A 24,983-nucleotide genomic window follows, 5' to 3' on the forward strand; every position below is an offset into this window, starting at 1 on the left:
GCAGCTTATCGCAACGATAAGCCAAGACGCAACGATGCGAACTTGGCTTTCAGCACCCATTAGGCATTGAGCAACGGGTTAATGTAGGCGCACTCCCCTATGCCGTCTTCTTCAAGCAGTTGCCGGACGTCATCCGGAATGGGAACCGCAAACATGCGCCCGTTTTCCTCTTTCACCCAGCCTCTTAGTTCAAAACCGTGGCCGGTTCTTACTTCTTCGCGGAATACCTCATGGCGCAGCTTAATCGTTTTGCGACTCACTTCTTCCACCGTCGTTTTAATCGTAATAATGTCATCGTAATATAGTGGACGTTCAAACGTACAGCCGACATCGAGCAGTGGAAGAATGATGTTTTGTTCTTTCATCAATTTCGCCGGCGGCAGCCCGATGCTGCGGAAAAATTGATGACCGGCAATATCAAACCATTTAAAGTAATTCGGATAATAAACGATGCCGGCTGCATCCGTGTCACCAAAATTCACACGAACCTGAAATTCGTTCCGTTTCATGGTCAATCGTTCCTCTCACCTTATTGATTGATGCTCTGTTGCTTCAACAATTGCCGCAATTTAAAACGCTGGATTTTTCCTGTAGCTGTTTTCGGGAGTTCGTCAATAAATTCGATGATGCGCGGGTATTTATAGTGGGCTAGCTGTTGTTTCGTAAACTGTTTCAGTTCTTCTTCCTTCTTTGCGGATGGTGTTACTCCGTCTTTCAGAACGACAAACGCCTTCGGAACGGTCAATCCTTTTTCATTGTCTACCCCGACGACCGCGACTTCCAACACATCTTCATGCTGCAGCAGGCAGTTTTCAATTTCAATCGGGGAAACCCAAATGCCTCCGACTTTCAACATATCATCGGAACGTCCGCAATACCAGTAATACCCTTCTTCATCACGGTAATACTTATCCCCAATATACAGCCATTCACCGACGAATTTTTGTTTGTTTTGTTCATGAAGATTCCAATATCCATGAGCGACCGAGTCGCCGCGAATAATTAAGTCTCCGACCTCATTCGGCGGCAGCTCATTTCCTTGTCCATCGATGATTTTCACGTCGTAACCTGGCACCGCTTTTCCGGAACTGCCTGGTTTGACATCACCAATGCGGTTGGAAATAAAAATGTGCAACGCTTCGGTCGAACCGATGCCGTCTAAAATGTCAACGCCAAATAACTTTTTCCATTTATAATAAAAAGAAGGAGGTAATGCTTCACCGGCAGACACACAAACGCGCAATGAACGAACATCAAATTGCCGACCTGTTTTTTCCACATAATCAATCATGGCGCCATACAACGTCGGCACGCCGAAAAAGATCGTGGGCTTGTACGTTTCAATGGCCTGAAACATTGTTTCCGGCAACGGACGTTCTTTGATGAGTACGGTCGAGGCGCCACTGCCGAGCGGAAAATACATCCCCCCGCCAAGACCATAGGCAAAATACAGCTTGGATGCAGAAAGGCAACGGTCATGTTCGTTCATTTCCAGCACTTGTTTGGCGTATGTGTTTAATGCATACTCCATATCGTGCTGCAAATGAATGACCCCTTTTGGCTCTCCGGTGCTTCCTGAACTGAACAGCCAAAACGCGGCGTCATCCTTATTCGTCGGAGCTGCGGTAAGCTCTTTAGCGGCACGTTGAATCAATTGATGGTACGAGAGTGTTCCTTCCAACACTTTGTTGGCGCTTTCATAAATGACAATCACATGCTCCAAAAAAGCAAACCGCTCTCGAGCCGGCTCGAGTTGTTCCCATAAGTCTTCGTGAATGACCAACCCTTTCGCCCGGCTGTTGTTTAAAAAGTATTCATAATCCGACGACTGCATCATCGTATTGACCGGGATCGGCACCGCCCCAATTTTAATGGCGCCGAAAAACGTGTAAATAAACTCCGGCGTATCATGACAAACCATAATCAGCCGGTCTTCAAGCTTATAGCCAAGCTCCCGCAGCATGTTGCCGGCCTGGTTCACTTTTTCTTGCAAAGTTCGGTACGAAATTTGCTCGTCGCGGTAATAAATCGCCGTTTTATCTCCTAATCCGCTGTGAACATGATGATCAATGAACAGCCCTGCCGCGTTGTACAGCCTTCCGAACCCGCGCAATTCCATCGCTCACCATCCCATTTCTATAAAAATTGGACTGCTTGATAAATATGCATGAGGAAGCCCTTGGAAATGGATGAACCGGCTTCCCATTTCAAGGGCTTCATAACAGTGTCGCTTAAACTCCTTTCCAATTCGGTTGGCGTTTTTCCAAAAATGCACTCAATCCTTCTTTGGCGTCTTCCGAACGGAACAACAAGTTTTGCAGCTCGCCTTCATAGCGGATCGCCACGTTCAGCGGCATTTCTTTCCCGTTCATGATCGACAGCTTGATGTTCGAAATCGCATACGTCGCGCTGTTGACAAGTTTGCGCGCGTACTCCCGCGTCCGCTCTCTCGTTTCTGCCTGCGGGAACACCCGGTTCACCAACCCGATATCCAGCGCTTCTTGCGGAGTGATCGTTTCCCCGGTAATGTTCATATCCAACGCACGCGAATAGCCGACCAACCGCGCCAGCCGCTGCGTTCCTCCCGTCCCGGCCAACACCCCGAGCGTCACTTCCGGCAGCCCGATTTTCCCGGCCTCATCGCCCATAAACCGCAAGTCGCACGCTAACGCCATCTCCAAGCCCCCGCCGACTGTATGCCCTTCTAAGCAGGCGATGTACACTTGCGGCGAGCGGGCGATTTTATCGAGCGTCTCGTTGCAGAACAGGCAAAATTGCGTTTTGAACCGCGGATCGGCCGAACGTAAAAAGTTAATGTCCGCCCCAGCCGAGAAAAACTTCGGCACATCGCTCATGATAATGACCACTTTGATGTCCGGATCGAAGCGAATGTCATCAATCGCCGCGTTGAACTCCTTGTAAAATTCCAAATCATACGAGTTCGACTTGTTAATATGCAAGTGAATTTCCGCAATCCCCTCTTCTTTAACGACCGTCAAATATTGTTTCTTCGTTTCTACAGCTACCATTCTCTTATTCTCCTTCCCTATCAATTTTTTGATGTTGTGATGCAGGCAACTTTCCAATAACCCGTTTTTGAAAGTTCATTTCCATCTTTGTCTTTCCGAAAGCATCAAGCGCACCGTTCGTTTTGTGTCTGTCTTTCTCACCTCCTGTTATGTCTTCCTTATTTCAACTGAACAAATGGTTCAGCAGCAACCGCTTTCAATTCTTGCTGCAAGCGTGCAACGAGTTGGACCCCTTTCGGCAAATAGCCTTCCTGCTGAAGCTCTTCCTTTGTCTCAACCTCTTTTAGCCAAACGGCCGCTTCATTCGCTGCAGCATTCAACGCTTGGCGGAAACGGTGCGGAACGGCACCTTGATCATGGATGAGCTGCTGCGCCCAATTTTTCGCATAAACGATATGATCCTGCTGTTCACGGACTAGCTTTTGAATTTTGGAAACAACGGTCGGATGGTTCGCCTGGAGCGCCGATTGTAAGACAGCATCAATCGCCGTGTTCACGGTATACAAGGCAGCAATGAGTGTGATCCAGTTATGAACGTTTACCGCGCTTTCCATCGCTTTTCCGGATTGTCCGTAAATTTCTGGTTTTTTTCCTTTTCCCCCACGCAAATCAAAACACCAGTTGTACAACAAACGCGCGTGTCCTAATTCTCCTTGAGCCATCGCGATCGCTGCCAGTGTCGCTTCCAAATTCGGACCGCTGACCCCGACCTCTACAAGACGGTCGCCAAGAACGTATTTATTGTCAGCGATCGTTTCAAGCAGCTCAATGAGCGAATGTACACTAGGCTGTCTCTGTTCCACTTCTCCCTCTCCCCCTTCTAGGCAAATAGCCATTTTGGTTTTCTCACCCAAACGAGTCCGCTGCGGTCGACAACAACCATTTCTGCCCAGTCCTCTTCATCGTACGTAAAGGAAGCATACACTTTCGCCAGCTCTTCATTTTCTGCTTCCACCGTGCCGATATGGGCCAGTTGGTCCCCCCGCTTTACACGGGCGAAAATATCAAACGTTTTTCGTTGTTGGGCCGCTGTCATGCTGAGCTCACCCCCCAATATTTTAATTTTTCGCGTCCTTCCGGGCTGATCCGGTCAACCGTCCACGGCGGATCCCAGACGACGTGAATATGCACATCGTGAATTTCTTCTTCCTTAAGCAAACGGTCGCGGATATCTTGCTCGATCCATTCCATACAGGCGCACGATACCGCCGTATACGTCATGGTGACATGCAATTCATCGTCACTTTTTTCGATGTTGTAAATCAATCCCATGTCGACAACACTGATCGGAAATTCCGGATCCATCACTTCTTTCAATGCCTGCCAATATTTTTCCGTGTCCTGTTTGCCCATCACACCGCTTCCTTTCGTAATTGCTCAAGCTCTTTGGCCCCTTTTTGAATCCGCGCGACGAATTCTTTATTTTTCGGGCCTCGCTGTTTAAACCGTTTAATGACGTTATCCCACGTATCCGGCTGATCAAACAGCCATTTTTTATTCACCGGGTCAAACTTGCACGGGAACGGCACATCCAGCACGTATTTTTGTTGTTCTTCATCATAATGGGCAGGAACTTTGACACCGATCGATTCACAGAACGGAACTGCCGTTGACAACCATTTTTGCCGCAGCTCATCGTTCGACCGTCCTTTTAGCCGGTATTCAAGCTGCGCCGAGCGACTTTTCAGTCGATCTTCCACCCCGAAAAACTCAAGCGCCATTAAAAACATCCAATCGACGGCTTTCTGTACTTCCTCACGCAAGTTCGGATCTTGCATGGCTGTTCTCATAATGATTTCGCCGTTTCTGAGGTGAAACAACTCTTCTTTGTCGACTTTCACGAGCGCCCGCTTCCACGGCCCGTAGGACGTATGTTCAAACGCGTCACCAAGAAGTGTGTAGCCCGCCCGGTCAAAAAACGCGTTAAAGACACCAAGTTCAATCCAGTTTGACAGCTCAAAGTCAAAAGCGTACGGATTTTTCCAACGGTGCGCTTCTCTCTCGTAAAGCAGCCGGTCGACATCTTCCCCTAAATCTTTCAACAACCGGTAAGCGATGTGGGCATGACCGATTTCATCTTGCATGATGGCCAATGCCGTAATTTTGCTGTTGAGCGTCGGTGCTTGATCATACACGGTTAATAACGGCGGAACGCTTAACAGTTCGGTATCACCGACAATCGTCAATGTTTGTTTCAATGCTGTTAAATACTCCTCATTCATATCCTCGATTCCTTCAACGATAAATCCATTTTGGACTTTTTCTTTGAGCAACGCCGCTTGATCCATTTCCTCACCCTCTTTATTACGTTTTTTAAACTATCGTATTCTGTACATAATATTAATACACTATAAACTCTATTGTCAACTTAAAAATAGAAAAAATCTGAAAATTTTATTTTTCTCTATTTTCCTTAGGTTATCTAAATATCTTGCTCATTTTCTTTAATCAATCTCCTTAGATCATCCCTTATAACACACAATGTTTGTTTTCCGTCCGTATATTTTTCATGCAATTAAATGCATGCAACACGAGACCACGCTGTTTAACTCGCCAAAAAAAAAGAGCCTAGCTGCCTGTACAGCTGGCTATTCGTTATGACGCATACACGATCACATCGTGATATTCCTCTTTTTGTACTTGGCCAATGGATCGCAAATATTCCAAATGCGCTAACGTTTCTGCCACCGCAAACCGCCATTGATGTGCTGTCAGCGGCTTATGGCCGAACACGAGATTAGCTACTTCATAGGCGGTGCACCCTCCTTTTGTCAGCGCTTTCATCTTTTGCAATCGTTGTTCGTGATGGCGGAAAATATCGCCGATCCGCTCGCGAAATTGACGAATCACTGCGCCATGGGCGGGCAGGGCAACATCAACATCGAGCTCCTCCACTTTACGCAAAGAAGAAAAATATTGCTCTAACGGGTTCGGATGAGCACCCGGCCATACGCTAATATTTGGGGTAATGCGGTCAAGAACATGATCTGATACTAACAGTTGGCGCGACTCTGGCTGATAAAAACTGACTAGACCGTCACTATGTCCCGGAACCGGAATGACCGTCCAACGCCGCTGCCCAAGCACAATTTCATGGCGATCTAAAATCGTTAGCACTGGAAACGGGCTGACGCGCAACGACAACCTCCACATGTTCTCTTCTATTTCAGACACAAGTTCATCTGGAACGCCATGACGGAGAAACAGCGCAGCGACTTCGCTCGCTTGGGCGCTCTCTTCCCCCCATACCCGCTCGGCCATCGCATAATCCGGTTCACTAATCCATATCGGCGCTTCCGTCTGTTGCTGCATCCAACCGGCAAGACCAAAATGATCAGGATGAAAATGAGTGATGTAAATGGCGCGAATGTGCCGCGGCTTGATTCCTAATTGCCGGAATGCCGCTTCCCAAGCGCGCATGGCTTCAGGCCAACGAAATCCAACGTCGATCAAACTCCAACCGTCCGCCTCTCGACATACGTAACAATACACATACTTCATCGGAAACGGAACAGGAATCGGAACGCGATAAATTCCATCCCCCACTGTTTCAATTTCTTTATGTAGCATTTCTATTTCCTCTCCCCTCTATATGATTCTCTTTGTCTCTCCCCGCATGCAACAGCCAATCGAAAGACGAATCCTCCGATTTTTTCAGCCCAATCGCTAAAAGACCGGTGATTTCATAGGTCATTGTGTGATAGGAATCTTTCAATATGAAAAGGCGCACAACCTAAAACTTTCTTCAAATTTGCGTTCTGCTAATTATAGCGCTTTTCACCCCCTTTAAAAAAGTGAGAGTACAAAAAGACATTTCTCTAGTATATAAATCTTGATTGTTTAGAGTTCGCCAAAACGACCACTATCAAGAAATCACGCTTTCCACCAGCGCTCTAAATTATCTCCATAAACGGGTTGATCGCCCTATCGCGATTGAACACCGACTCACGGTCCGGAGCAGGCTCAAACAACGTTTCAAAGTAACGAATGGCGGGAATAGCAAGCAGCTGATGGACATTGAAAAACAACTCCCGAGCTCTCGTCCCGCTCCAATCATCGGGCAATAAGTCATGTGGAAACCCCGGGTCAATAAAGAAAAAGCTCCGGTATTCATGTACGAGTTTTGTTCGCTCAATAAAACATTCGCGATCGGTCAATTCATTGTTCCAAGCTTGCTTTTGAAACTCCTCATACTTTCGTTCGTACGTTTCAATAAATTTGTCATACTCTTTGGCGATATAAGCAAAATCCCAACCGCGTTCGATGATTTGTTCGTTGCTGTGTGACACGATGGAGTCCGCCGTAAACAAAATGACATATGGCTCTAAATGATAATCTTTTATCCATTCCATGACTTGTGGTTCAATCGGATTCGGGCTCGCCCATGTCCCGTGAGAAATAAGACCAAACCCCATCAAACTTAATTCTTTGCGGATTTGGCTGCGCAGCTCCCGTTTTTCTTCTGGAACGGAATACGTTAACACGCGCCAACGGCCATCCCATTTGTAGTTTCGCAACGAATAGACGCGTGTGAATCCATCCATCATTGTCCGCTTCCCTTTTGGCGTCAGTGAGTAATAGCTGTTATTGCCGATTTTCCGCACCTCAAAAAATTCTTGTTGCACCATCCTGAGCGCCGCCCCACGAATGGACGACTCGGAAATGCCGAAGTGGGACATCATCTGGATCAAACTTCCAATCCAAACTTCATTCCCATAATGTTGAATATATTCTCCAAATAGCGTAAACATAAGTGCCCTTGGCTTCATTACGACAACACCTGTCTTTTTTCAGATTTTTCTTTTATTATGTTACATTTTCCCACTCTTTTTCAATCGAGAATAATTGTTTTTACACAAAAATATATCGACCAAACCGGCCGATATGCATAAAAAATATGTTTAAACCCCTTCCCAATTTGGCTGACGTTTTTCCAAAAATGCACTCAATCCTTCTTTGGCGTCTTCCGAACGGAACAACAAGTTTTGCAGCTCGCCTTCATAGCGGATCGCCACGTTCAGCGGCATTTCTTTCCCGTTCATGATCGACAGCTTGATGTTCGAAATCGCATACGTCGCGCTGTTGACAAGTTTGCGTGCGTACTCCCGCGTCCGCTCTCTCGTTTCTGCCTGCGGGAACACCCGGTTCACCAACCCGATATCCAGCGCTTCTTGTGGAGTGATCGTTTCCCCGGTAATGTTCATATCCAACGCACGCGAATAGCCGACCAACCGTGCCAGCCGCTGCGTTCCTCCCGTCCCGGCCAACACCCCGAGCGTCACTTCCGGCAGCCCGATTTTCCCGGCTTCATCGCCCATAAACCGCAAGTCGCACGCTAACGCCATCTCCAAGCCCCCGCCGACTGTATGCCCTTCTAAGCAGGCGATGTACACTTGCGGCGAGCGGGCGATTTTATCGAGCGTCTCGTTGCAGAACAGGCAAAATTGCGTTTTGAACCGCGGATCGGCCGAACGTAAAAAGTTGATGTCCGCCCCAGCCGAGAAAAACTTCGGCACATCGCTCATGATAATGACCACTTTGATGTCCGGATCGAAGCGAATGTCATCAATCGCCGCGTTAAACTCCTTGTAAAATTCCAAATCATACGAGTTCGACTTGTTAATATGCAAGTGAATTTCCGCAATCCCCTCTTCTTTAACGACCGTCAAATATTTTTTCTCCACTGTTAGGACATTCGCCATTTTCATCCCTCCATAAACAATAGAATGATATATGTTAAACACTGCTTATCATAGACAGGCTGTCTTGTTAAATGCCAAACAAGTTCAATGGCTTGCTGCCGATATAAGAGACGACACTTTTCGTTTCGGTGTACAAATTTAACGTTTCAAGCGCCAGCTCACGGCCAAATCCCGACTGTTTGTACCCGCCAAATGGCGTACCTGGGAAAGCGGAAATCGGCGAGTTCACCATGACAATTCCAGCTCGGATGCGCGAAGCGACGCGATGGGCTCTTCCGTGGTCTTTCGTCCATACAGCCGACCCTAAGCCGAAAATCGTCTCGTTCGCTTGTTGAATGACCTCTTCTTCGTCGCGAAACTTCATGACGACAACGACCGGCCCGAAAATTTCTTCCTGTGCCACGCGCATGTCATTTTTGACGTTTCCGATCACTGTCGGCATATACCAGTAGCCTTTCTCGAACTCTTCACCTTCGGGAATTTTTCCCCCGTACAAAACCTCGCCGCCTTCTTCTACTGCCAGCTTCACATAGCTGTCAATTACTTGCTGATGGCTTCGCGAAATGACCGCTCCCATATGTACCCCTTTTTCAAACGGGTTACCGACGCGGATGCGGGAAGCTTTTTCAAGAAATTTCTCCATAAACTCATCGTAAATGGCTTCGTGTACAAATAGCCGTGAGCGCGCTTCGCACGATTGCCCCGTATTGTAAAAAATGCCGTAAAGTGAACCATTGACAGCCGCTTCTATATCACAATCGTCAAACACGATATTTGGGGATTTCCCGCCGAGTTCGAGCGTCACCCGCTTCAACGTGCCAGAGGCGCGGCGCATAATGTCTTTGCCGGTTTCCGTCTCCCCGGTGAAAGCCACTTTATCAATCCCCGGGTGTTCGATCATATACGGACCGATTTTGGAACCGCTTCCCGTAATCACGTTAACAACCCCATCAGGAACCCCAGCTTCTTGGCAAATTTCCGCCAACATGTAAGCAGTGATCGGCGTGTAACTGGCCGGCTTTAACACGACTGTACATCCTGCCGCCAGTGCTGGGGCCACCTTCCAAGCCGCCATCATCAACGGATAGTTCCACGGGATAATTTGGCCGCATACGCCAACCGGCTCTTTCACTGTATAGTTGAAAAATCCGTTTGGAACTTGGTTGGTATCCCCTTGCAGCGTGATCGCCGCGGCCGCGTAAAATTCAAAATCCTCAATCGCCTGCAAAATTTGCCCTTTCGCTGCATCGACGGTTTTGCCGCTATTTAGCACTTCCGCGTACACGAAATCGTCGAATCGCTCTCTCATAAGGCTGGCGATTTGATTCAGCAAGCGTCCCCGTTTCGCAGCCGTCATTTTCGGCCATTTTCCCGATTCAAACGCCACGCGCGCCGCTTCGACAGCCCGGTCTACGTCCGCTTTTGTCGCCTTGGCGACCGTCGCGATCACTTCTTCTGTCGCCGGATTGATCACCTCAAACACTTCGCCGTTGCTGCTTTCGACATGCTGGCCATTAATGAACAACGGATAATGTCTCTTAATCTTCATGAATGGCCTCCCCTTTCCCCTTGTCATCGTTTCTCCATCTTACCCGTTCAAACACACTTTTGCATCGATGGCAATAATATTGCGACACAAGCTGAGCGGTTCCAAACATCGATAATGGCACCACATTCACCGAACCGCAAAATGAACAGCGTACCTCCTTACGTGCCGGCATCCGTCAGACACCTCTTTCGTTTTATTATGTTTTATTTAATATCGTATATTTAACATAATACTATATAAACCAACAACGCTTTGTCAATAATTCATACTGAAAAAACAGAATTTTTTGCTTTCAGCACTATCATCTATGTGCAATCACGCTCAGAAAATGAGTTTTTCTCAGTTCGAAACAACGAATTTTTTAACGTTACACTGCCGTTCACTGTATGAATTTCTTATTTTCACTTCTATGAAATGAAGACGATCGTTTAAATTTCCATAAAAATAAGACGGTGCTACGCACCGTCCCCACTGCTTTCGATCATTCCCGTTTCGTTTATGTATTTCGGGCGCGTCAACAAGCCTCTCACCCATTGGATCTGCGTGTTTCATCACTTTCCTCTTCAAGCAACGACAAAATCCATTCTTTTAAATCAATGACGCGCAAATGCTTCGGTGCTGAATTTGTTCCGGTGACGATCATCGGGATGAGCGAATCGTGACGATGCAATGCGCCATGGCTCGCCCCGCCGACATGGGTCGGTGACCCCTCGCCGATAAATTCAAATCCCGGAGCGGCGCTGGCAATCAGAAACGCCCCTCGGTGCGACGTCAAAGAACTATACAACCGAGCCAACGCGTCTGGATAGTCACCGTATGAAATGCGTCCGCTGCTAATCGTCAAATCGAGCACTCCTAGCTCCCCTTGGACATCCCACCGCTGCTCGTACTCGTCTATTTGCGCTCCGCCTGGCCGAAACATGAGTTTGCCGCCCCGAACGCCTGAAATGACGTGCGCTATGTTTCCCTCCAACCAGGCGATGACATCGATCCGATCGTCCTGCTGCAACACCTCGGCAAGTTTCACTAATGGAGCACGTTGTGGATCAAGCGTATAAATAAAAGCCATACGCTCATTCACCGCCAGAACGAGTTCGTCGTCGTTTTGCACTCCGCGTTTAAGCGCCATCACTTTGTACGGCTGAAGCAATCGGCGCAAGTCGATGAGCGCTTTGTTCCGGTCGGCGCGAATCGGTGCTTGCCCATTATCTCCGATGATCATCCAACATTGGTCGCGAAGCGCTTCCTCCCAACTCGGATAACAGTTTAAGATGGCTTGCAGCTGCTTGTCCGTTTGAGCGATCCCTTTCGTATCCATCGGCCCGTGCTTATGAACCATTTTGTCCATATCCGGAAAATAAACAATGGTAAAAGGCGGCAAACGGTCTGTCCGAATAAGATGAATGAGCTCTTGAGCAGAGAATCGATTGTTAAATCCATACCGTTGCCAAAAGTGGCCGTTCTGTTTTGATGGGCCGATCCGTGCAAATGATCCGTATGTAAACAAGCGAGCGCCATGCGTTTTCCGCCTAGTGCGAAATGGCTTGAACAAAGTGAGCAGCGCCGGCAGGCGAAGCGGATGATCTGTATTTCCGCGATACAAAAGCACGTTAATCGAGGCGCTTTCCTTTCCTTTGGCTGCTAGCTCCTCGTGGATCGTCGCGATACTCTGGCTTAAATGTTCGTTGTTCAAGCGGTATAACATATCATCGATCGCCCGCAAAAGACCAAGTTTCCATAACTCACGCACATGGCTTCCATAGTTGATCAACCGTTTTTCCTCGTCATGAAACCAAACAAGTCCAGGCACCCGGTGGACGTCCGCATACACCCCGGTCAAAAGTGAACTGTCGACCGTAACCGACATCGTCGGGAACGAAGTAACCACGTTCGGGTATACCGCCCCTTTTTCCATGAAAAACTGAAAAGCCGGGGCTGTTCCTTCGCCCACTGCTTTTTCTAGGGCGGGATACATTAATGAATCAATGATCAACAGAATAATCCGTTTTGGCACCGTTCATCTCCCTTTCACGATTATGTCGCCAAACCGCTGTAGAAAATCCCTTCCTACAGCGTTAGTTTAGCCAATATACATGAGAGGAAACCAAAGCGGGGGCATACTAACAGAAAAGGCCGGCAGTCACAGTGCTGCCGGCCGATTAAGCAAAAGAACAACAATCGTTATGTTTTCTCCTCATCTCTTGGCTGCCAAGGGGCCGTTTCTTGGGCGAATTCTGTTGTAGCGAGCGGCGCTGTTTCCATTCGGCGTTCCATCCATCGGTTTAAGCTGCGAATCATATTTTGCATAGGCATCCGGGACATCGGCGCCATACGCGTGCCTCTTTTGGCACCAAGCATCGCGGCGGCAACAGCGCCGAAACCTAAGCTGATAAGTGCCCATATAGCGTTATTGTTTCGCCGTCGTCTAGGAAGCATGAACCATTGATTCCATAGACCGCGCCGAACAGTGAACCATCGGGATAAGCGATCCATCACACATACACCTCCTTTGCCTAGCGGCTCCTGTTCAACGGTTAATATACGTTGCTGATGGAAAGTCATACGTGGAAAACGTTAGCGGACATGAACGGCCCGAATTGGCTAAAAAGATGCATAACAGTCGAAAACGATATTTGGGCGTATGGTGAAAAAGAGGAAAAAGGAGGCGCAAGCACGCAGATAAAAACGAACCGGCAACGAATGGTGCCTCTCTTGGGGGGGGCAAGCTTCATAGCGGTTGGGAGCGCCTTAGCTATAAAATGGAAACTTGTCCAAACGTGAAAGGATGGCCGAAACAGAAGACCATCCGTTTTACTTCACTTCGTACGCTGTCCATGTCGGCGGTTTAATTTTTGCCGACAATGAGATAATTTTCTCTTTCACTCGGTTTGCTTCTTTTCCCGTAAGCGGCATCGGTTGATAATTGTTTCTTGTTGTCACCGACGAAATACAAAACGGGATGATGCGAATTTCTTTCTTCTCGGTCTGCTCGCCGTTTTGGAAATAAAACGTCTGCTGGAAGACAAACGTATCTTTGTCGCTCGGGTTTTTGTTTCCGCCAAATATAAAGTTACCGAGGCTGTAAACAATCATTTTGCCTTTATACTCTTCAATTCCTTGAACGACGTGCGGATGGTGGCCGACAACTAAATCGGCGCCGCTGTCAATCGCAAAGCGGCCGAGCGCTTTTTGTGTGCTGTTTGGCACATAGCTTCGTTCCACTCCCCAATGGAAATGAATGAGAACGAGATCGGCTCCTTCGTTTCGTAAGGCGAGAATGTCATCGGCAATTTGTTTGCGCAATGTACTTGTATCGCTCCAGCCTTCATAGCCAAGCGCTCCAATTTGAATGCCTTTGACAGTTTTCATCAGCCGGAGCGTCCGACCGAAATAGCCGATCTTTTCTTTTTTTAGATTGGCAATCGTATCATTATACCCTTGTTGCAAATAATCGTACGTATGATTGTTGGCCAAGTTGACAGCGTCAATGCCGCCATAAGTTAAAATTTTCGCATAGCTCGGATCACCGCGGAAACGAAATTGTTTGTTGGCCTTGCGCGTCGCAGTCGTCAGCGTCGTTTCCAAGTTGACAGTCGTAAAATCATCTTTTTGGAAGATCGGCTCAATATATTTTGTAAAGTAGCGCAAGCCATGCTTCTTCGCTTCATCGTCAAACGAATACATATAACCGTAATTTTCGTCGCGTCCAAGCGTCACATCGCCCGCTGCACTTAACGTGATGCTCACCTGTGAGGCACGTGCTATAGCCGCTTTGTCAGCTGGACTGGGCAGCGGCGGATGCGCAGCCACCGGCTTTGTCGCCTCGCTCCCTGTCGCTAACACCTCTTGAGCGCCACGCTCAGAGGCATTGCTGCATGAAAATAAACATAGCGATAAAATCAATATAAGTGCTGCATTTCTTCCCCTAACCAATGCATTCATTCCCCATTCCCCTATCTACCAATCGGTCTTTCCTCATGCAAGCAGAACGCCGAAAATTCAGCCTATGATACACCCGCTCCTCCCTTTCCCCACCGTCTAAGCCACCAAATGATCAGCTTTATACTTTTTCGACGATTTTCCCTTGTCTTCCTTTTTTGTCATTCTTTTTTATCTCATGAATGGTGAACCATTTACGGGCGATGCCCCCCTTATCTTTGGTATAATGAATATGTATGTATTTCCTCGCTAATTCCACACTTTGTACTCCCCTTTCTGCTCTGGGAATGTCCGAAACGATCCGATGGAAAAAGGCGTACTCACACAAGGCAGCTTCTTCATTAGTTAGCCAACCTTATGCGAAACATTGCGAACGATATGGCAGCGATGGAGCAGGGCATACAGACGACGAAGCAAGATATGAACGCCATGAAACAAGACATGAAAACATGAAGCAAGATAGAAACGGGATATGGACACTATGAGACAAGAAGTAGAGGCAGTAAAATAAAATAAAGAAGAAACGAATGGACAAACAGGAAGAAAAGCTTCATGGGCTGAAAGAAAATCAACCGATTCATCAAAAAGCCACACGAGATAGCCCCGTGTGGCTTTGCTTGCATCCTCATACGTCAATTCCATCAATTCTCCCCTTGCAATGCTCGACTCGTTGCTTCCACTGCTTTATTGAGGGTATCTTGCGCGTCAACTCCTTCGTATAACCGTTCCATCGCCTTCACGATACGTTGCCGCGATTCCGGAAAGACCGTGATGAGCGCCCCTTGGGTGGCAGGGGTTGATTTTGTTCCATGCAGCTGATCGACGGTCACTTTTAACTGCAGGTATCTGTGCCATTCATCTTTGACAAGCGGTTCCTCATAGGCTACCGGGTGGATGGCAAAATAACCCGTCCGCACATGCCACTCGGCTTGAACCGGAGCGGTTGTCAAGTATTTCATGAACTCCCACGCCGCCTTTTATTCCGCTTCGCTGCTTCCTTTTATCATCCAAAGCGAGACTCCTCCGATAATTGCCCCCTTGGCGTTTGACCCCATCCGGAACAGGCAAATAGGAGACACCAACATCAAACGGTGAATGATTGATCACTGTTTTGACACCAGCGGACAAATCCAAGTACATCGCCACTTTCCCCACTTGAAAAGCGGCGCGCATATCATCCCAGTTTTGACCGGCGTGATAAAACGTGCCGCCCCGGTGCATGTTGCGGATCAGCTCAAACACCCGTTTTCCTTCCTCTTTATTAAACACTGCCTTCGTTGCATCGCCGCTTCGACCGTTATCACTGTTCACATCCAATCCCCCTTACACCGCCACCATTTCTTCAAAAAACCCGCCGTAGTTCAACATTGAAAATCCGTATTGCACTGTTTCGTTTCCTTCTTCGTCAGCTTTTTCTCAGCTTCTTTCAGCTCACTGTAGGTAAGCGGGGGCTTCTTTGGATCGAGCTCGGCCTCGTGAAATGCATGTTTATTGTAAACCCGAGTTCGACAGTTTTGAGGCCATTTTAGGCAAATGAAAATGGCCAAAATGCTGTTATATCAAAGATTTCGCGATGCGGATCCTAGAAAAAAACACTGAATTTCATAGGCACACGACTTGTTTATTTTAACTTTTAAAACAGCTGAATATCGGTTATAATATAGGCATGTACATACGGCGAGTAACACGCAAAAACAAAGATGGAACGACCGTGGCGTATCTCCAGCTTGCTCACAACGAATGGGATCCGAAGGCCAAATATGCGAAAGCGAAGGTGATTTATTCGTTTGGGCGCGAAGACGAGGTGGATCGCGCTGTCTTGGAGCGTCTGGCCAAAAGCATTTCGCGATTCCTTTCTCCTGAGCAGGCTTGGGAAATCGAGACGTTGACAGGAGAAGTGTCGGATGACTTTCAGTTTCAATCAAGCAAACGCCTTGGTGGCGCTTGGCTTTTGGATCAGCTCTGGAGACAACTGGGATTGGGAGAGATTCTCCACTCCTTGTTTGCCTCCCGACATCATCAGATTCCGTTGGAACGGCTGATTTTTGCCATGGTGGCGAATCGTGCCCTTCATCCGTCAAGCAAGTTGGCGATGGAGGAGTGGGTGGAGAAAGACGTGCATATCCCTCATCTTCCCCAAGTCGCCAGCCACCAGTTGTACCGGGCGATGGATGAGCTGCTGGCTGTGCAGCCGGAATTGGAACGCCAAGTGTTCCATGCCGTGGCCGATTTATTGAACCTGGAAGTCGATTTGATTTACTTTGATACGACTTCGTCGTACTTCGAAGTGGATCCATCCGAAACACCAGAAGGAGAATCGCTTCGAAAGCAGGGGTTTTCCAAAGATAAGCGTCCCGATTTGGTCCAAATCGTCATTGGACTGGCCGTTACCCGGGAAGGAGTCCCCATTCGCGCTTGGGTATGGCCTGGCAATACGATGGATATGACGGTCATCAAACAGGTGAAACAAGACTTGATTGGCTGGAAGCTTGGGCGTGTGATCAGCGTGATGGACCGCGGATTTTCGTCTGAAGAGAATTTGCGAATCTTGCAACAGGCCGGGGGACACTACATTGTCGGCGAAAAAATGCGGTCCGGCAAAGCCGCCGTCGAAGAGGCCCTAAACCGTCGCGGGCGCTACCAACAAGTTCGCGAGAACTTGCATATCAAAGAAATCATCGTGGGCGACGGAGAAGCGCGTCAGCGCTATGTTCTCGTGTACAATCCCAGCGAAGCCGAACGCCAACGCAAGGAACGGGAAACGCTGCTCGAATCGCTGAAAGAGGAGTTGGAGGGGCTTCGCCAACTCCCCAATGAAGCTCATCATAAGGCCACCTGCCGGCTGCGTTCCCATCCGTCCTACGGAAAATACTTGCGTCAATTGAAGGATGGAACGCTTCGCATCGACAAGCAAGCGGTTCGTGAAGCGGAAACGTACGATGGCAAATATCTCATCCGAACCTCCGATGACACCTTGTCTGCCGAGGATGTCGCGCTCGGGTATAAGCAACTGGTGGATATCGAGCAGGCCTTTCGGACGTTGAAATCAACACTCGAGCTGCGCCCCATGTATCATCGCTTGGAAGACCGTATCCGGGCGCATGTGCTGCTCAGTTGGCTGGCTCTCTTGCTGGTTCGGATCGTGGAGATCCGAACTCATGAATCGTGGCCGAAAGTAAGAGACGAATGCGAGCGTCTCATGCTTGGACATTTTTCTTCAAAAAACGGCGACCTTTATCAACGAACCGAACTGACGGCCAAACAAGCGCTATTCCTTGCGGCTCTAGGGCTGGAACCTCCTCCAAAGATTCTAGGCATCCACCCTCGCACCTAGATACACGCCCGAAGTGTGCCCAAATGCCTCCGATCCCTTTTGTATCAAGGGGCGAGAGGCATTTTGTTTGCCTAGTGACTGTCGAACTCGGGGTAAATACTGTCTAGACCTATTTTTTGATTTACGAGAAGAGTTTTTAGGGTAAAAAAAGACGCCCTGCTAACGCAGAGCGTCCTGCTTTTGAATTCCATTCTTTTCACTAAGTAACGACAAACCATCATCCAATCGCGATTAACGAACTCCTCTCATCAATCGCTGGATGCTTGGCGCTAGCGCGAATAAGATGAGACTCAATACGATGGCCGCCCCGCCGATCGTGCCAAAATACGCCGTTTCGTTTTCCGGCGTGTAAAAACGGACGAGTTGGGCGTTGATCGCTTGCGCTGCAGCGTTCGATAAAAACCAAAGGCTCATTGTTTGCGCCGAAAACGCCGCAGGGGCGAGTTTCGTCGTTGCCGACAGGCCGACTGGCGACAGACAAAGCTCACCGAGCACGACGATGAAATAGCTCAACACAAGCCAAATCGGATGGACGAGTTCTCCGGCGCTGAAATAACCTGGTACAAGGATGACGATAAACGACAGGCCAGCAAGCAAAAGACCAAGAGCAAATTTTTGCGGAATCGTCGGCTGCCGTTTACCAAGTTTCACCCACATCCAAGCGAATACTGGTGCTAAGGTGATAATAAACAACGGGTTCAGCGATTGGAACCAAGCCGGTGAAAGATGAATGCCAGCAACATCCAACTGTGTCCGTTTATCGGCATAATTCGCCAAAATGGTCGAACCTTGTTCTTGGATGGCCCAAAACATCGCCGAAGCGACAAACAGCGGTATGTAAGCAATGACGCGCGACCGCTCTTCGTCCGTCGTCTTCGGGCTGCGGTACATCACGACAAAATAAATAGTTGGAATGATGATACCTAAAATACCAACAAGCGAAATAAACGTTTCAATGGTAAACCAACCGTTTGGAATCAAGATAGCAAGCAATACAGCAATGACAATCGCTGCAACCGCAACGATCACAGTCGTTTTTTTCTTTTCAGCTGGCGTCAGCGGGTTCGGTACATACGTCCCAGCCAACCCGAGATTTTTCTTTCTTGTCGCCACAAATACAATAAGCCCAAGAAACATTCCAACAGCTGCGAGCCCGAAACCAAGATGGAAGTTGTATTTCATGCCGGCCGTGCCGACGACAAGCGGAGCCAAAAACGCCCCGAGGTTAATGCCCATGTAAAAAATGCTGAATCCAGCGTCGCGGCGGTCATCGCCCGGTTGATACATATCGCCAACAATGCTGGAGACGTTCGGTTTTAATAACCCTGTGCCAAGGACGATGAGCGCCATCGACACAAACAGCGCCGCCACCCCACCCGGGATCGCTAACGCAATATGACCGGCCATAATGAGAATGCCGCCATAAAAGACTGCCTTTGATGTTCCGAACACCCGGTCGGCAAGCCAGCCGCCGATAATGCCCGACATGTACACAAGCGCACCATAAATCGACGTAATCGCAAGCGCCAAATGCTCGTCGAGTCCTAATCCACCTTTCGACACTTCATAATACATGTAATACACTAAAATGGCCTTCATGCCATAGTACGAGAAGCGCTCCCAAAATTCTGTAAAAAAGAGCGTGAACAGCCCTTTCGGATGGCCGAAAAAGCCTCGCTGTGGAACGCTGGCAGCGATTTCTCGCTTATCGATTGGTGACATCAAAACCCCTCCTTCAATTCTTTTACTATAATAATTTATTATGTTTATATTGTCAAAAAACTTTTTGTAAAAAACTATAATTTATTTAACAAAAATGAGATTCTATCTTTTTATCTGAATAATACTATTTTGATAAAAATAATGAATGGTCGGAATATAATTTTCATCCCCGCCTACGCTCATGTTGAAGAAAGTGCCACATCGAGGCTGTCATCCCTCCAATACCTTTGCCGGCCAGCAGCAAGCCGCTGTTCGCCTTCTCATTTCTTCATCCGTTCACACTTTGTCCACACCGATAAATGACGATCGCGTCTCCATCAAAGCTTAGATCCTTGAAACAAGCATGAAACGCCCGCGCTTCACACGCGGGCGTTTAGTTACGACAGACGACTTTTTGGGAGCGATGGAACAGGAAGAACAACAATGAAAAAGGACGTTTTCCGTTTGCATCATCCCCCCTTTATACAAAACAACGAGTTGAAGGGGGATGCTCTCCGTGCAACGGAAAACGTCCGAAGACTACTCCTTCATAAAATCTGTACAAAAGCTGATTGGATGAAAGCACGTTGCTGAGAGCCGCCTCTAGTCTGCTCGGGCATTACTTTCTGTCTGTCATGACGTTTCATTTCGTCAACCTTTAAGAGTCATTCATGACTTTTTCTATTGCATGCAAAACACGCGCCGGCGTTGGCAAATAGTCATCTTCATGAGCGAAGAACGGCACGGGGACATCAAATCCAGTCACCCTTTCGGCCGGTGCTTTTTGATAGAAAAACGATGTATCGTTGATGACAGCCAAAATATCATTGGCCAATCCACCTGTAGCGTGCGCTTCTTGAACAATCACTGTTCTTCCTGTCTTTTGCACTGACTCGGCGATCATATCTTTGTCAAGAGGATAAAGTGTACGAAGATCAATGACATCAGCATCAATTCCCTTTTTCGCTGCGGCTTCTGCCGCCTTCATAGCGACCGGCACCATCGCTCCCCACGCGATGACCGTCACGTCCTCCCCTTCGCGCAGTTTTTTTCCTTTGCCGATGTCAACCGTATACTTTCCTTCAGGAACGTCTTCGCGGAACGCCCGATAGTTGCGCATCGGCTCTAAAAACAGCACAGGGTCTGGACCTTCAATCGCAGCGATCAACAGCCCTTTGGCGTCATACGGCGACGACGGGCAAACGACTTTCACCCCTGGCATATGGGTAAACAGCGCTTCCGTGCTGTCTGAATGAATTTCCGGAGCTCGCACGCCTGCGCCATATGGAGCACGAATCACCAATGGAACCGTAAAATGCCCCCTCGTCCGCGAGCGCATACGCGCCGCGTGGGTCATGATTTGTTCATAGGCTGGATAAATAAAACCTAAAAATTGAATTTCGACAACAGGACGAAAGCCATTTAGCGCCATTCCAATCGCTGCACCTGTAAACCCCGCCTCGCTTAACGGAGTGTCAATCACCCTCTCCTCACCAAACTCCTGAAGCAGTCCGTCGGTGGCACGAAACACACCGCCGTTTCTTCCTACGTCTTCCCCGAGCAAAACGACATCGTCGCGCTCTTTTAACATGATGCGAAGCGCATCATTGACCGCCTGCACGAGTGTGAGCGATTTTGTGCTTACTTTTACACTCATCCTTCCATCACCCGTTTCCAATGAAGATAAGCCTCTTTCTGCTCAGCAATCGTCCACGTCGGTTCAGCGAATACGTAATCAAACATGTCAGACGCGTTGGCTTTTGGATAGCGCTCCATCTCAGCCACCGCCTGCTCGATCTCCGCGTTGACTTCTTCCTGTACTTGATTTGCCCATTGTTCATTCCACCAGCCTTCCCTTTGCATCAATCGCACCACCCGCTTGATGGGGTCAGTGGTTTCACGCCGTTTCTTGCTCTCTTCTTGGTCACGGTATCTTGACGGATCGTCGGACGTCGTATGAGCGCCATAGCGCCATGTTACCGCTTCGATTAACGTCGGTCCTCCTCCGTGTCTCGCTCGTTCGAGCGCCTCAGCTGTTTGAAAATACACGGCAAACACGTCATTTCCATCGATGCGGACACCAGGGATGTCGTACGCCAACGCTTTTTGTGCAATCGTCTTTGACCTCATCTGGCGGGTGATCGGAACGGAAATCGCATATTGGTTGTTTTGATTGAAAAAGACGACAGGAGCATTGAAAACGCTCGCAAAATTCAATCCCTCATGAAAATCTCCTTCCGATGTCGCTCCATCCCCGAAGTACACAATGACGGCATTTTTCGTTCCCTTCCATTTCTCAGCACACGCTGCTCCCGCCGCATGGGGAAGCTGCGTGGCAATCGGAACGCTCGGCGGAACGATTTTTTTCCCTTTAGGCGGAACACACCCTTCTGTCCGCCCCTTCCAATACAAAAGTGTGTTCACTAAAGACCGGCCAAACGTCATCATCGCCCCGTGATCGCGGTAAGTCGGAAACATCCAATCCTCATCGTTGAGCGCTAGCGCACTTCCAACTTGACATGCCTCTTGCCCTTCGTACGGCACATAAGTGCCGATGCGCCCTTGCCGTTGAAGACTGACACATTTTCTATCAAACGTTCTCGTACGAATCAGATGGCGATACATCACCATCGTCAATTCTTTTGTTATTCGTTCGCGATACTCGGGCTGCACTACTGTTCCTTCTTCATTCAATACTTGCCAAATCGGAAAGTCCCGTTCCATAACATTCCTCCTCTCCATGATTGGCTCATTGTATAAGCATCTGACCGCTCGATTAGCTCAATACCGCCCGATCACTCGCTAGTTGTTCCCCACGGATGCGTCGGAATTCCGCCAATAGTTTTTCTACTGTTAAGCTTTTCTTTTCATGTTCATCTACCTCTAAAATGATCTGTCCTTTATCCATCATGATGAGACGGTTTCCTAAATCGATGGCTTGTTGCATATGATGAGTAACCATCAATGTGGTTAATTGATAGCGCGCAACAATCTCTTTAGTTAAGTGAGTCACCAGCTCCGCCCTTGCTGGGTCAAGTGCTGCTGTATGTTCATCAAGCAACAAAATGTCCGGTTCAGTAAATGTCGCCATCAGCAACGACAACGCCTGTCGCTCGCCGCCTGAAAGCAAGCCGACTTTCGTTTGAAGACGGTTTTCTAAACCAAGGTGGAGCGTAGAGAGCGCCTCTCGAAAGTCATCGCGCCGCTTTTTCGTCACTCCGCGGCGAAGTGTGCGCTTTTGACGACGCGCATACGCCATCGCCAAATTCTCCTCAATCGTCATGTTCGGCGCTGTTCCCGCCATCGGATCTTGAAACACCCTTCCGATATAGCGGGAACGAACATATTCTGGCATCATGGTGACATCTTGACCGTTAATAGAAATCGTTCCTTCATCAGGAAACAGCACTCCGGAAATCAAATTCATCAACGTCGACTTGCCCGCTCCGTTGCTGCCGATAATGGTGACAAAATCGCCCTTTTGCAGCGTTAAGTTAATATTTTGAAGCGCTATTTTTTCATCCGGAGTTCCTTCATGAAATATCTTATAAATTCCTTTTAACTGCAACATCTCCTTCACCCCTTTCGGCAGCAGCAGCCACAAAGGCTTGTGCCCGCTCTCGCCTTTTTTCCTCTTTGTACTTTTTCTCCCGTTGGTGCCGCACCATTTGCGGAACAACAAGGGCCAAAATAACGATGCATGCCGTAATGAGCTTCACATCTCCCGTTTCTAAAAATTGCGCACGCAATGCAAGGCTCACTACAATCCGGTAAATGATCGCCCCGCCGATCACAGCGAATGTGGCGCGCGCGATCGTTTTTGTTCCAAATATCGCTTCACCGATAATGACGGAAGCAAGGCCAATAATAATCATGCCGATCCCCATGCCGACATCGGCAAAAGCGCCGTATTGGGCAATGAGCGCACCTGAGAACGCCACCATGGCATTGGAAAGGCCTAATCCCAACACAATAAGCAAATTCGTATTTGCCGAAAAGCTGCGAATCATGCGTGGGTTATCGCCAGTGGCCCGAATGGCGAGCCCAATTTCTGTCTGCAAAAACCAATCGGTGAACCATTTAAACAGCAGCACAAGCAATGTCATCGACAGAAGAATTCCCCATGTTTTCGCCACAGCCGGTTCAAGGCCGATTTTCGTCCCCCATTCTTGAACGTTCGTAAAGATCGTTTCTTGATTGAGAAGCGGTACATTCGAACGTCCCATGATGCGAAGATTGATCGAATACAGCGCGATCATCATTAAAATTCCCGATAAAAGTGAGTTGATTTTCCCCATCGTATGAAGAAGCCCGGTCATGCATCCGGCAATGAATCCTACGAAAAGGGCCAGACATGTTGCCACCAACGGATGAACACCGCTGACAATCAGCGTTGCCGCCACCGCCGCACCTGTCACAAAGCTACCATCCACTGTTAAATCGGGAAAATCCAAAATACGGAACGACAAATACACCCCTAACGCCATAATGGCATAAATAATTCCTGATTCGATCGCACCAGTAATTGCTGTCAACAAGAGCGGTCATCCTTTCGAATTGGTTTATTCGATGTATTCGGCCATTTGATCCCATTCGGGCTTCAGTTTGATCCCTTGTTTTTCCGCCGCTTGCTTATTGATTACAAGTTTTAATTTTTTTGGATATTCCGGTTTGATTTCCGCTGGTTTTGCTTCCCCTTTTAAAATCGCTACCGCCATTTCACCAGCTTGATAGCCGATATCATAGTAGTCAAACCCGTACGCCGCAAAGCATCCTCGTTTTAATGAATCAAGCTCCCCGGTAAAAACAGGGATTTTTTTCTCATTGGCAACGCTTACAACTGACTCAATGGCAGATACAACCGTATTATCTGTTACGATATAAAACACATCTGCTTTGCCTACTAACGACTCGGCTGCCTGCTTCACCTCTGCTGTTGTCGAAACAGACGCTTCTACCAGCTTCAAATCCGTTTGTTTTGCAGCCTCTTTCACTTTTTCAATTTGGGCCAAAGAGTTTTGTTCGCCTGCGTTATAAATGAGTCCCACTGTTTTAGCGTCCGTTTGCTCATCAATAAATTGAATTGTTTTTCGAATCGCATCGGGATGACTATCGGTTGTTCCGGTAATGTTGTCCCCCGCTTGATCCATTGATGGGACTAGACTGGCACCGACCGGATCTGTAACAGATGTAAACACGATCGGAATGTCCTTTGTTGCATTGAGCGCACTTTGGGCACTCGGAGTCGAATTGGCGAAAATCAAGTCAACCCCATCCGATACAAAATTATTGGCGATCGTTTGACTATTGTTCATGTCTCCTTGGGCATTTTGGATATTGTACTGAACATTTTCTCCCTCTTTAAATCCCCCGTCTTCTAACGCCTTCTTAAATCCGTCGAAGGCAGCATCCAATGATGGATGTTGAATAATTTGCGTGACACCAATAGTAACTGTTTTCTCCCCCTTTCCGTTCTCTTTCGTGCCACTTGTTGCACTCTGTTCTTCTCCTTTACACCCCGAGAGTACCAATATGCTGAAAAGGATCGGTACACCGAAACGTTTGATCGTCTGTTTCATCCATATTCCCCCTTCTCCTTGAATGGTATTGTCAAAAGTTTATCCTCCACACTCACTGTTTTTCATTGAGTTTCAACGGTGAGAATAAAAAAAGCTTGCCACCCCCGTTGTTTTAGGCCATCATTGAGGTAACCCCACACCCAACACCCA

The 24,983-nt window shown here is 48.1% G+C and carries 24 protein-coding genes and 1 pseudogene; 1 reads left to right on the plus strand and 24 read right to left on the minus strand.

The annotated features are described in order from the left end of the window. Positions 1–59: 59 nt before the first annotated feature. From NSQ22_RS10585 to NSQ22_RS10670, 18 genes and pseudogenes are all read right to left on the minus strand, one after another. Entirely contained in the window at positions 60–509 is a 450-nt protein-coding gene (locus NSQ22_RS10585; protein WP_060475941.1) for a thioesterase family protein, read from the minus strand. A 20-nt stretch (positions 510–529) separates the two neighbouring features. Next, entirely contained in the window at positions 530–2,119 is a 1,590-nt protein-coding gene (locus NSQ22_RS10590; RefSeq protein WP_087960096.1) for a benzoate-CoA ligase family protein, read from the minus strand. A 112-nt stretch (positions 2,120–2,231) separates the two neighbouring features. Then, on the minus strand, positions 2,232–3,029 hold the full coding sequence (locus NSQ22_RS10595; RefSeq protein WP_008880638.1) for an enoyl-CoA hydratase/isomerase family protein: 798 nt from the start codon (positions 3,027–3,029) through the stop codon (positions 2,232–2,234). 158 nt (positions 3,030–3,187) lie between these two features. Further along, positions 3,188–3,865, minus strand: a complete 678-nt coding sequence (locus NSQ22_RS10600) for a Phenylacetic acid catabolic protein (protein ID WP_099233526.1) — start codon at positions 3,863–3,865, stop codon at positions 3,188–3,190. After that, positions 3,850–4,065: a hypothetical protein gene (locus NSQ22_RS10605; RefSeq protein WP_008880636.1), complete on the minus strand. Its 216-nt coding sequence runs from the start codon at positions 4,063–4,065 to the stop codon at positions 3,850–3,852. Before NSQ22_RS10605 ends, NSQ22_RS10600 begins: the two co-directional genes overlap by 16 nt. Continuing rightward, complete coding sequence (locus NSQ22_RS10610) at positions 4,062–4,382, minus strand: metal-sulfur cluster assembly factor (RefSeq protein ID WP_008880635.1); 321 nt, start codon at positions 4,380–4,382, stop codon at positions 4,062–4,064. The genes NSQ22_RS10605 and NSQ22_RS10610 overlap by 4 nt, the downstream gene beginning before the upstream one ends. Next, a complete protein-coding gene (locus NSQ22_RS10615) occupies positions 4,382–5,317 on the minus strand; it encodes a Phenylacetic acid catabolic protein (RefSeq protein ID WP_008880634.1) in 936 nt (311 codons plus the stop codon). Before NSQ22_RS10615 ends, NSQ22_RS10610 begins: the two co-directional genes overlap by 1 nt. A gap of 307 nt (positions 5,318–5,624) precedes the next feature. Beyond that, complete coding sequence (locus NSQ22_RS10620; protein ID WP_008880633.1) at positions 5,625–6,599, minus strand: MBL fold metallo-hydrolase; 975 nt, start codon at positions 6,597–6,599, stop codon at positions 5,625–5,627. Positions 6,600–6,922: 323 nt separating this feature from the next. Further along, entirely contained in the window at positions 6,923–7,798 is an 876-nt protein-coding gene (locus NSQ22_RS10625) for a PaaX family transcriptional regulator C-terminal domain-containing protein (RefSeq protein WP_011887583.1), read from the minus strand. Positions 7,799–7,930: 132 nt separating this feature from the next. After that, positions 7,931–8,731 (minus strand): enoyl-CoA hydratase/isomerase family protein, encoded by an 801-nt coding sequence (locus NSQ22_RS10630; protein ID WP_060475943.1) that lies wholly within the window; start codon positions 8,729–8,731, stop codon positions 7,931–7,933. 67 nt (positions 8,732–8,798) lie between these two features. Further along, positions 8,799–10,280: an aldehyde dehydrogenase family protein gene (locus tag NSQ22_RS10635; RefSeq protein WP_339263419.1), complete on the minus strand. Its 1,482-nt coding sequence runs from the start codon at positions 10,278–10,280 to the stop codon at positions 8,799–8,801. Continuing rightward, positions 10,270–10,452 carry a hypothetical protein gene (locus NSQ22_RS10640; protein ID WP_008880628.1) on the minus strand — a complete coding sequence of 61 codons (183 nt, stop codon included), beginning with the start codon at positions 10,450–10,452 and terminating at the stop codon, positions 10,270–10,272. Before NSQ22_RS10640 ends, NSQ22_RS10635 begins: the two co-directional genes overlap by 11 nt. Positions 10,453–10,806: 354 nt before the next feature. After that, positions 10,807–12,294, minus strand: a complete 1,488-nt coding sequence (locus NSQ22_RS10645) for an alkaline phosphatase family protein (protein WP_008880627.1) — start codon at positions 12,292–12,294, stop codon at positions 10,807–10,809. A 167-nt stretch (positions 12,295–12,461) separates the two neighbouring features. Next, positions 12,462–12,773, minus strand: coding sequence for a hypothetical protein (locus tag NSQ22_RS10650; protein WP_008880626.1), 312 nt, complete (start codon positions 12,771–12,773; stop codon positions 12,462–12,464). A 318-nt stretch (positions 12,774–13,091) separates the two neighbouring features. Further along, positions 13,092–14,222, minus strand: coding sequence for a CapA family protein (locus tag NSQ22_RS10655; RefSeq protein WP_008880625.1), 1,131 nt, complete (start codon positions 14,220–14,222; stop codon positions 13,092–13,094). A gap of 118 nt (positions 14,223–14,340) precedes the next feature. Next, a complete protein-coding gene (locus tag NSQ22_RS10660; protein ID WP_155121017.1) occupies positions 14,341–14,478 on the minus strand; it encodes a hypothetical protein in 138 nt (45 codons plus the stop codon). 86 nt (positions 14,479–14,564) lie between these two features. Continuing rightward, positions 14,565–14,861 (minus strand): hypothetical protein, encoded by a 297-nt coding sequence (locus tag NSQ22_RS10665; protein ID WP_008880623.1) that lies wholly within the window; start codon positions 14,859–14,861, stop codon positions 14,565–14,567. Beyond that, a pseudogene (locus NSQ22_RS10670) lies at positions 14,861–15,718 on the minus strand (extracellular solute-binding protein); the annotation flags it as partial. The pseudogene NSQ22_RS10670 and the gene NSQ22_RS10665, both read right to left, overlap by 1 nt. A gap of 167 nt (positions 15,719–15,885) precedes the next feature. Between NSQ22_RS10670 and NSQ22_RS10675 the strand changes: the two are divergent. Beyond that, a complete protein-coding gene (locus NSQ22_RS10675; protein ID WP_172437878.1) occupies positions 15,886–17,553 on the plus strand; it encodes an IS1634 family transposase in 1,668 nt (555 codons plus the stop codon). Positions 17,554–17,784: 231 nt separating this feature from the next. Here NSQ22_RS10675 and NSQ22_RS10680 read toward each other — a convergent pair whose 3' ends face one another. The 6 genes from NSQ22_RS10680 to NSQ22_RS10705 all read right to left on the minus strand — a co-directional run bounded on the left by NSQ22_RS10680 (position 17,785) and on the right by NSQ22_RS10705 (position 24,833). Then, positions 17,785–19,275 carry a peptide MFS transporter gene (locus NSQ22_RS10680; RefSeq protein WP_029761808.1) on the minus strand — a complete coding sequence of 497 codons (1,491 nt, stop codon included), beginning with the start codon at positions 19,273–19,275 and terminating at the stop codon, positions 17,785–17,787. A gap of 637 nt (positions 19,276–19,912) precedes the next feature. Further along, on the minus strand, positions 19,913–20,911 hold the full coding sequence (locus NSQ22_RS10685; RefSeq protein WP_339263423.1) for an alpha-ketoacid dehydrogenase subunit beta: 999 nt from the start codon (positions 20,909–20,911) through the stop codon (positions 19,913–19,915). Next, the gene (gene pdhA, locus NSQ22_RS10690; RefSeq protein ID WP_339263425.1) at positions 20,908–21,978 is read right to left on the minus strand and encodes a pyruvate dehydrogenase (acetyl-transferring) E1 component subunit alpha; all 1,071 of its coding nucleotides are present in this window, start codon (positions 21,976–21,978) and stop codon (positions 20,908–20,910) included. The genes NSQ22_RS10685 and pdhA overlap by 4 nt, the downstream gene beginning before the upstream one ends. Positions 21,979–22,030: 52 nt before the next feature. Next, entirely contained in the window at positions 22,031–22,825 is a 795-nt protein-coding gene (locus NSQ22_RS10695; RefSeq protein ID WP_011887592.1) for an ABC transporter ATP-binding protein, read from the minus strand. Further along, positions 22,800–23,792, minus strand: a complete 993-nt coding sequence (locus tag NSQ22_RS10700) for an ABC transporter permease (protein ID WP_008880613.1) — start codon at positions 23,790–23,792, stop codon at positions 22,800–22,802. Before NSQ22_RS10700 ends, NSQ22_RS10695 begins: the two co-directional genes overlap by 26 nt. 24 nt (positions 23,793–23,816) lie before the next feature. Further along, a complete protein-coding gene (locus NSQ22_RS10705) occupies positions 23,817–24,833 on the minus strand; it encodes an ABC transporter substrate-binding protein (protein ID WP_041264497.1) in 1,017 nt (338 codons plus the stop codon). Between the last annotated feature and the right edge of the window lie 150 nt (positions 24,834–24,983).

Source organism: Geobacillus sp. FSL K6-3411, assembly GCF_037965715.1.
In the GTDB taxonomy this organism is placed as follows: Bacteria; Bacillota; Bacilli; order Bacillales; family Anoxybacillaceae; genus Geobacillus; species Geobacillus thermodenitrificans.

Excerpts from the sequence above, each read along its gene's own strand:
- NSQ22_RS10585 (WP_060475941.1), bottom strand. The coding sequence starts at position 509 with ATGAAACGGAACGAATTTCAGGTTCGTGTGAATTTTGGTGACACGGAT.
- NSQ22_RS10590 (WP_087960096.1), bottom strand. The coding sequence starts at position 2,119 with ATGGAATTGCGCGGGTTCGGAAGGCTGTACAACGCGGCAGGGCTGTTC.
- NSQ22_RS10595 (WP_008880638.1), bottom strand. The coding sequence starts at position 3,029 with ATGGTAGCTGTAGAAACGAAGAAACAATATTTGACGGTCGTTAAAGAA.
- NSQ22_RS10600 (WP_099233526.1), bottom strand. The coding sequence starts at position 3,865 with ATGGCTATTTGCCTAGAAGGGGGAGAGGGAGAAGTGGAACAGAGACAG.
- NSQ22_RS10605 (WP_008880636.1), bottom strand. The coding sequence starts at position 4,065 with ATGACAGCGGCCCAACAACGAAAAACGTTTGATATTTTCGCCCGTGTA.
- NSQ22_RS10610 (WP_008880635.1), bottom strand. The coding sequence starts at position 4,382 with ATGGGCAAACAGGACACGGAAAAATATTGGCAGGCATTGAAAGAAGTG.
- NSQ22_RS10615 (WP_008880634.1), bottom strand. The coding sequence starts at position 5,317 with ATGGATCAAGCGGCGTTGCTCAAAGAAAAAGTCCAAAATGGATTTATC.
- NSQ22_RS10620 (WP_008880633.1), bottom strand. The coding sequence starts at position 6,599 with ATGCTACATAAAGAAATTGAAACAGTGGGGGATGGAATTTATCGCGTT.
- NSQ22_RS10625 (WP_011887583.1), bottom strand. The coding sequence starts at position 7,798 with ATGAAGCCAAGGGCACTTATGTTTACGCTATTTGGAGAATATATTCAA.
- NSQ22_RS10630 (WP_060475943.1), bottom strand. The coding sequence starts at position 8,731 with ATGGCGAATGTCCTAACAGTGGAGAAAAAATATTTGACGGTCGTTAAA.
- NSQ22_RS10635 (WP_339263419.1), bottom strand. The coding sequence starts at position 10,280 with ATGAAGATTAAGAGACATTATCCGTTGTTCATTAATGGCCAGCATGTC.
- NSQ22_RS10640 (WP_008880628.1), bottom strand. The coding sequence starts at position 10,452 with ATGCCGGCACGTAAGGAGGTACGCTGTTCATTTTGCGGTTCGGTGAAT.
- NSQ22_RS10650 (WP_008880626.1), bottom strand. The coding sequence starts at position 12,773 with ATGGATCGCTTATCCCGATGGTTCACTGTTCGGCGCGGTCTATGGAAT.
- NSQ22_RS10655 (WP_008880625.1), bottom strand. The coding sequence starts at position 14,222 with ATGAATGCATTGGTTAGGGGAAGAAATGCAGCACTTATATTGATTTTA.
- NSQ22_RS10665 (WP_008880623.1), bottom strand. The coding sequence starts at position 14,861 with ATGGAATTGACGTATGAGGATGCAAGCAAAGCCACACGGGGCTATCTC.
- NSQ22_RS10675 (WP_172437878.1), top strand. The coding sequence starts at position 15,886 with ATGTACATACGGCGAGTAACACGCAAAAACAAAGATGGAACGACCGTG.
- NSQ22_RS10680 (WP_029761808.1), bottom strand. The coding sequence starts at position 19,275 with ATGTCACCAATCGATAAGCGAGAAATCGCTGCCAGCGTTCCACAGCGA.
- NSQ22_RS10685 (WP_339263423.1), bottom strand. The coding sequence starts at position 20,911 with ATGAGTGTAAAAGTAAGCACAAAATCGCTCACACTCGTGCAGGCGGTC.
- pdhA (WP_339263425.1), bottom strand. The coding sequence starts at position 21,978 with ATGGAACGGGACTTTCCGATTTGGCAAGTATTGAATGAAGAAGGAACA.
- NSQ22_RS10695 (WP_011887592.1), bottom strand. The coding sequence starts at position 22,825 with ATGTTGCAGTTAAAAGGAATTTATAAGATATTTCATGAAGGAACTCCG.
- NSQ22_RS10705 (WP_041264497.1), bottom strand. The coding sequence starts at position 24,833 with ATGAAACAGACGATCAAACGTTTCGGTGTACCGATCCTTTTCAGCATA.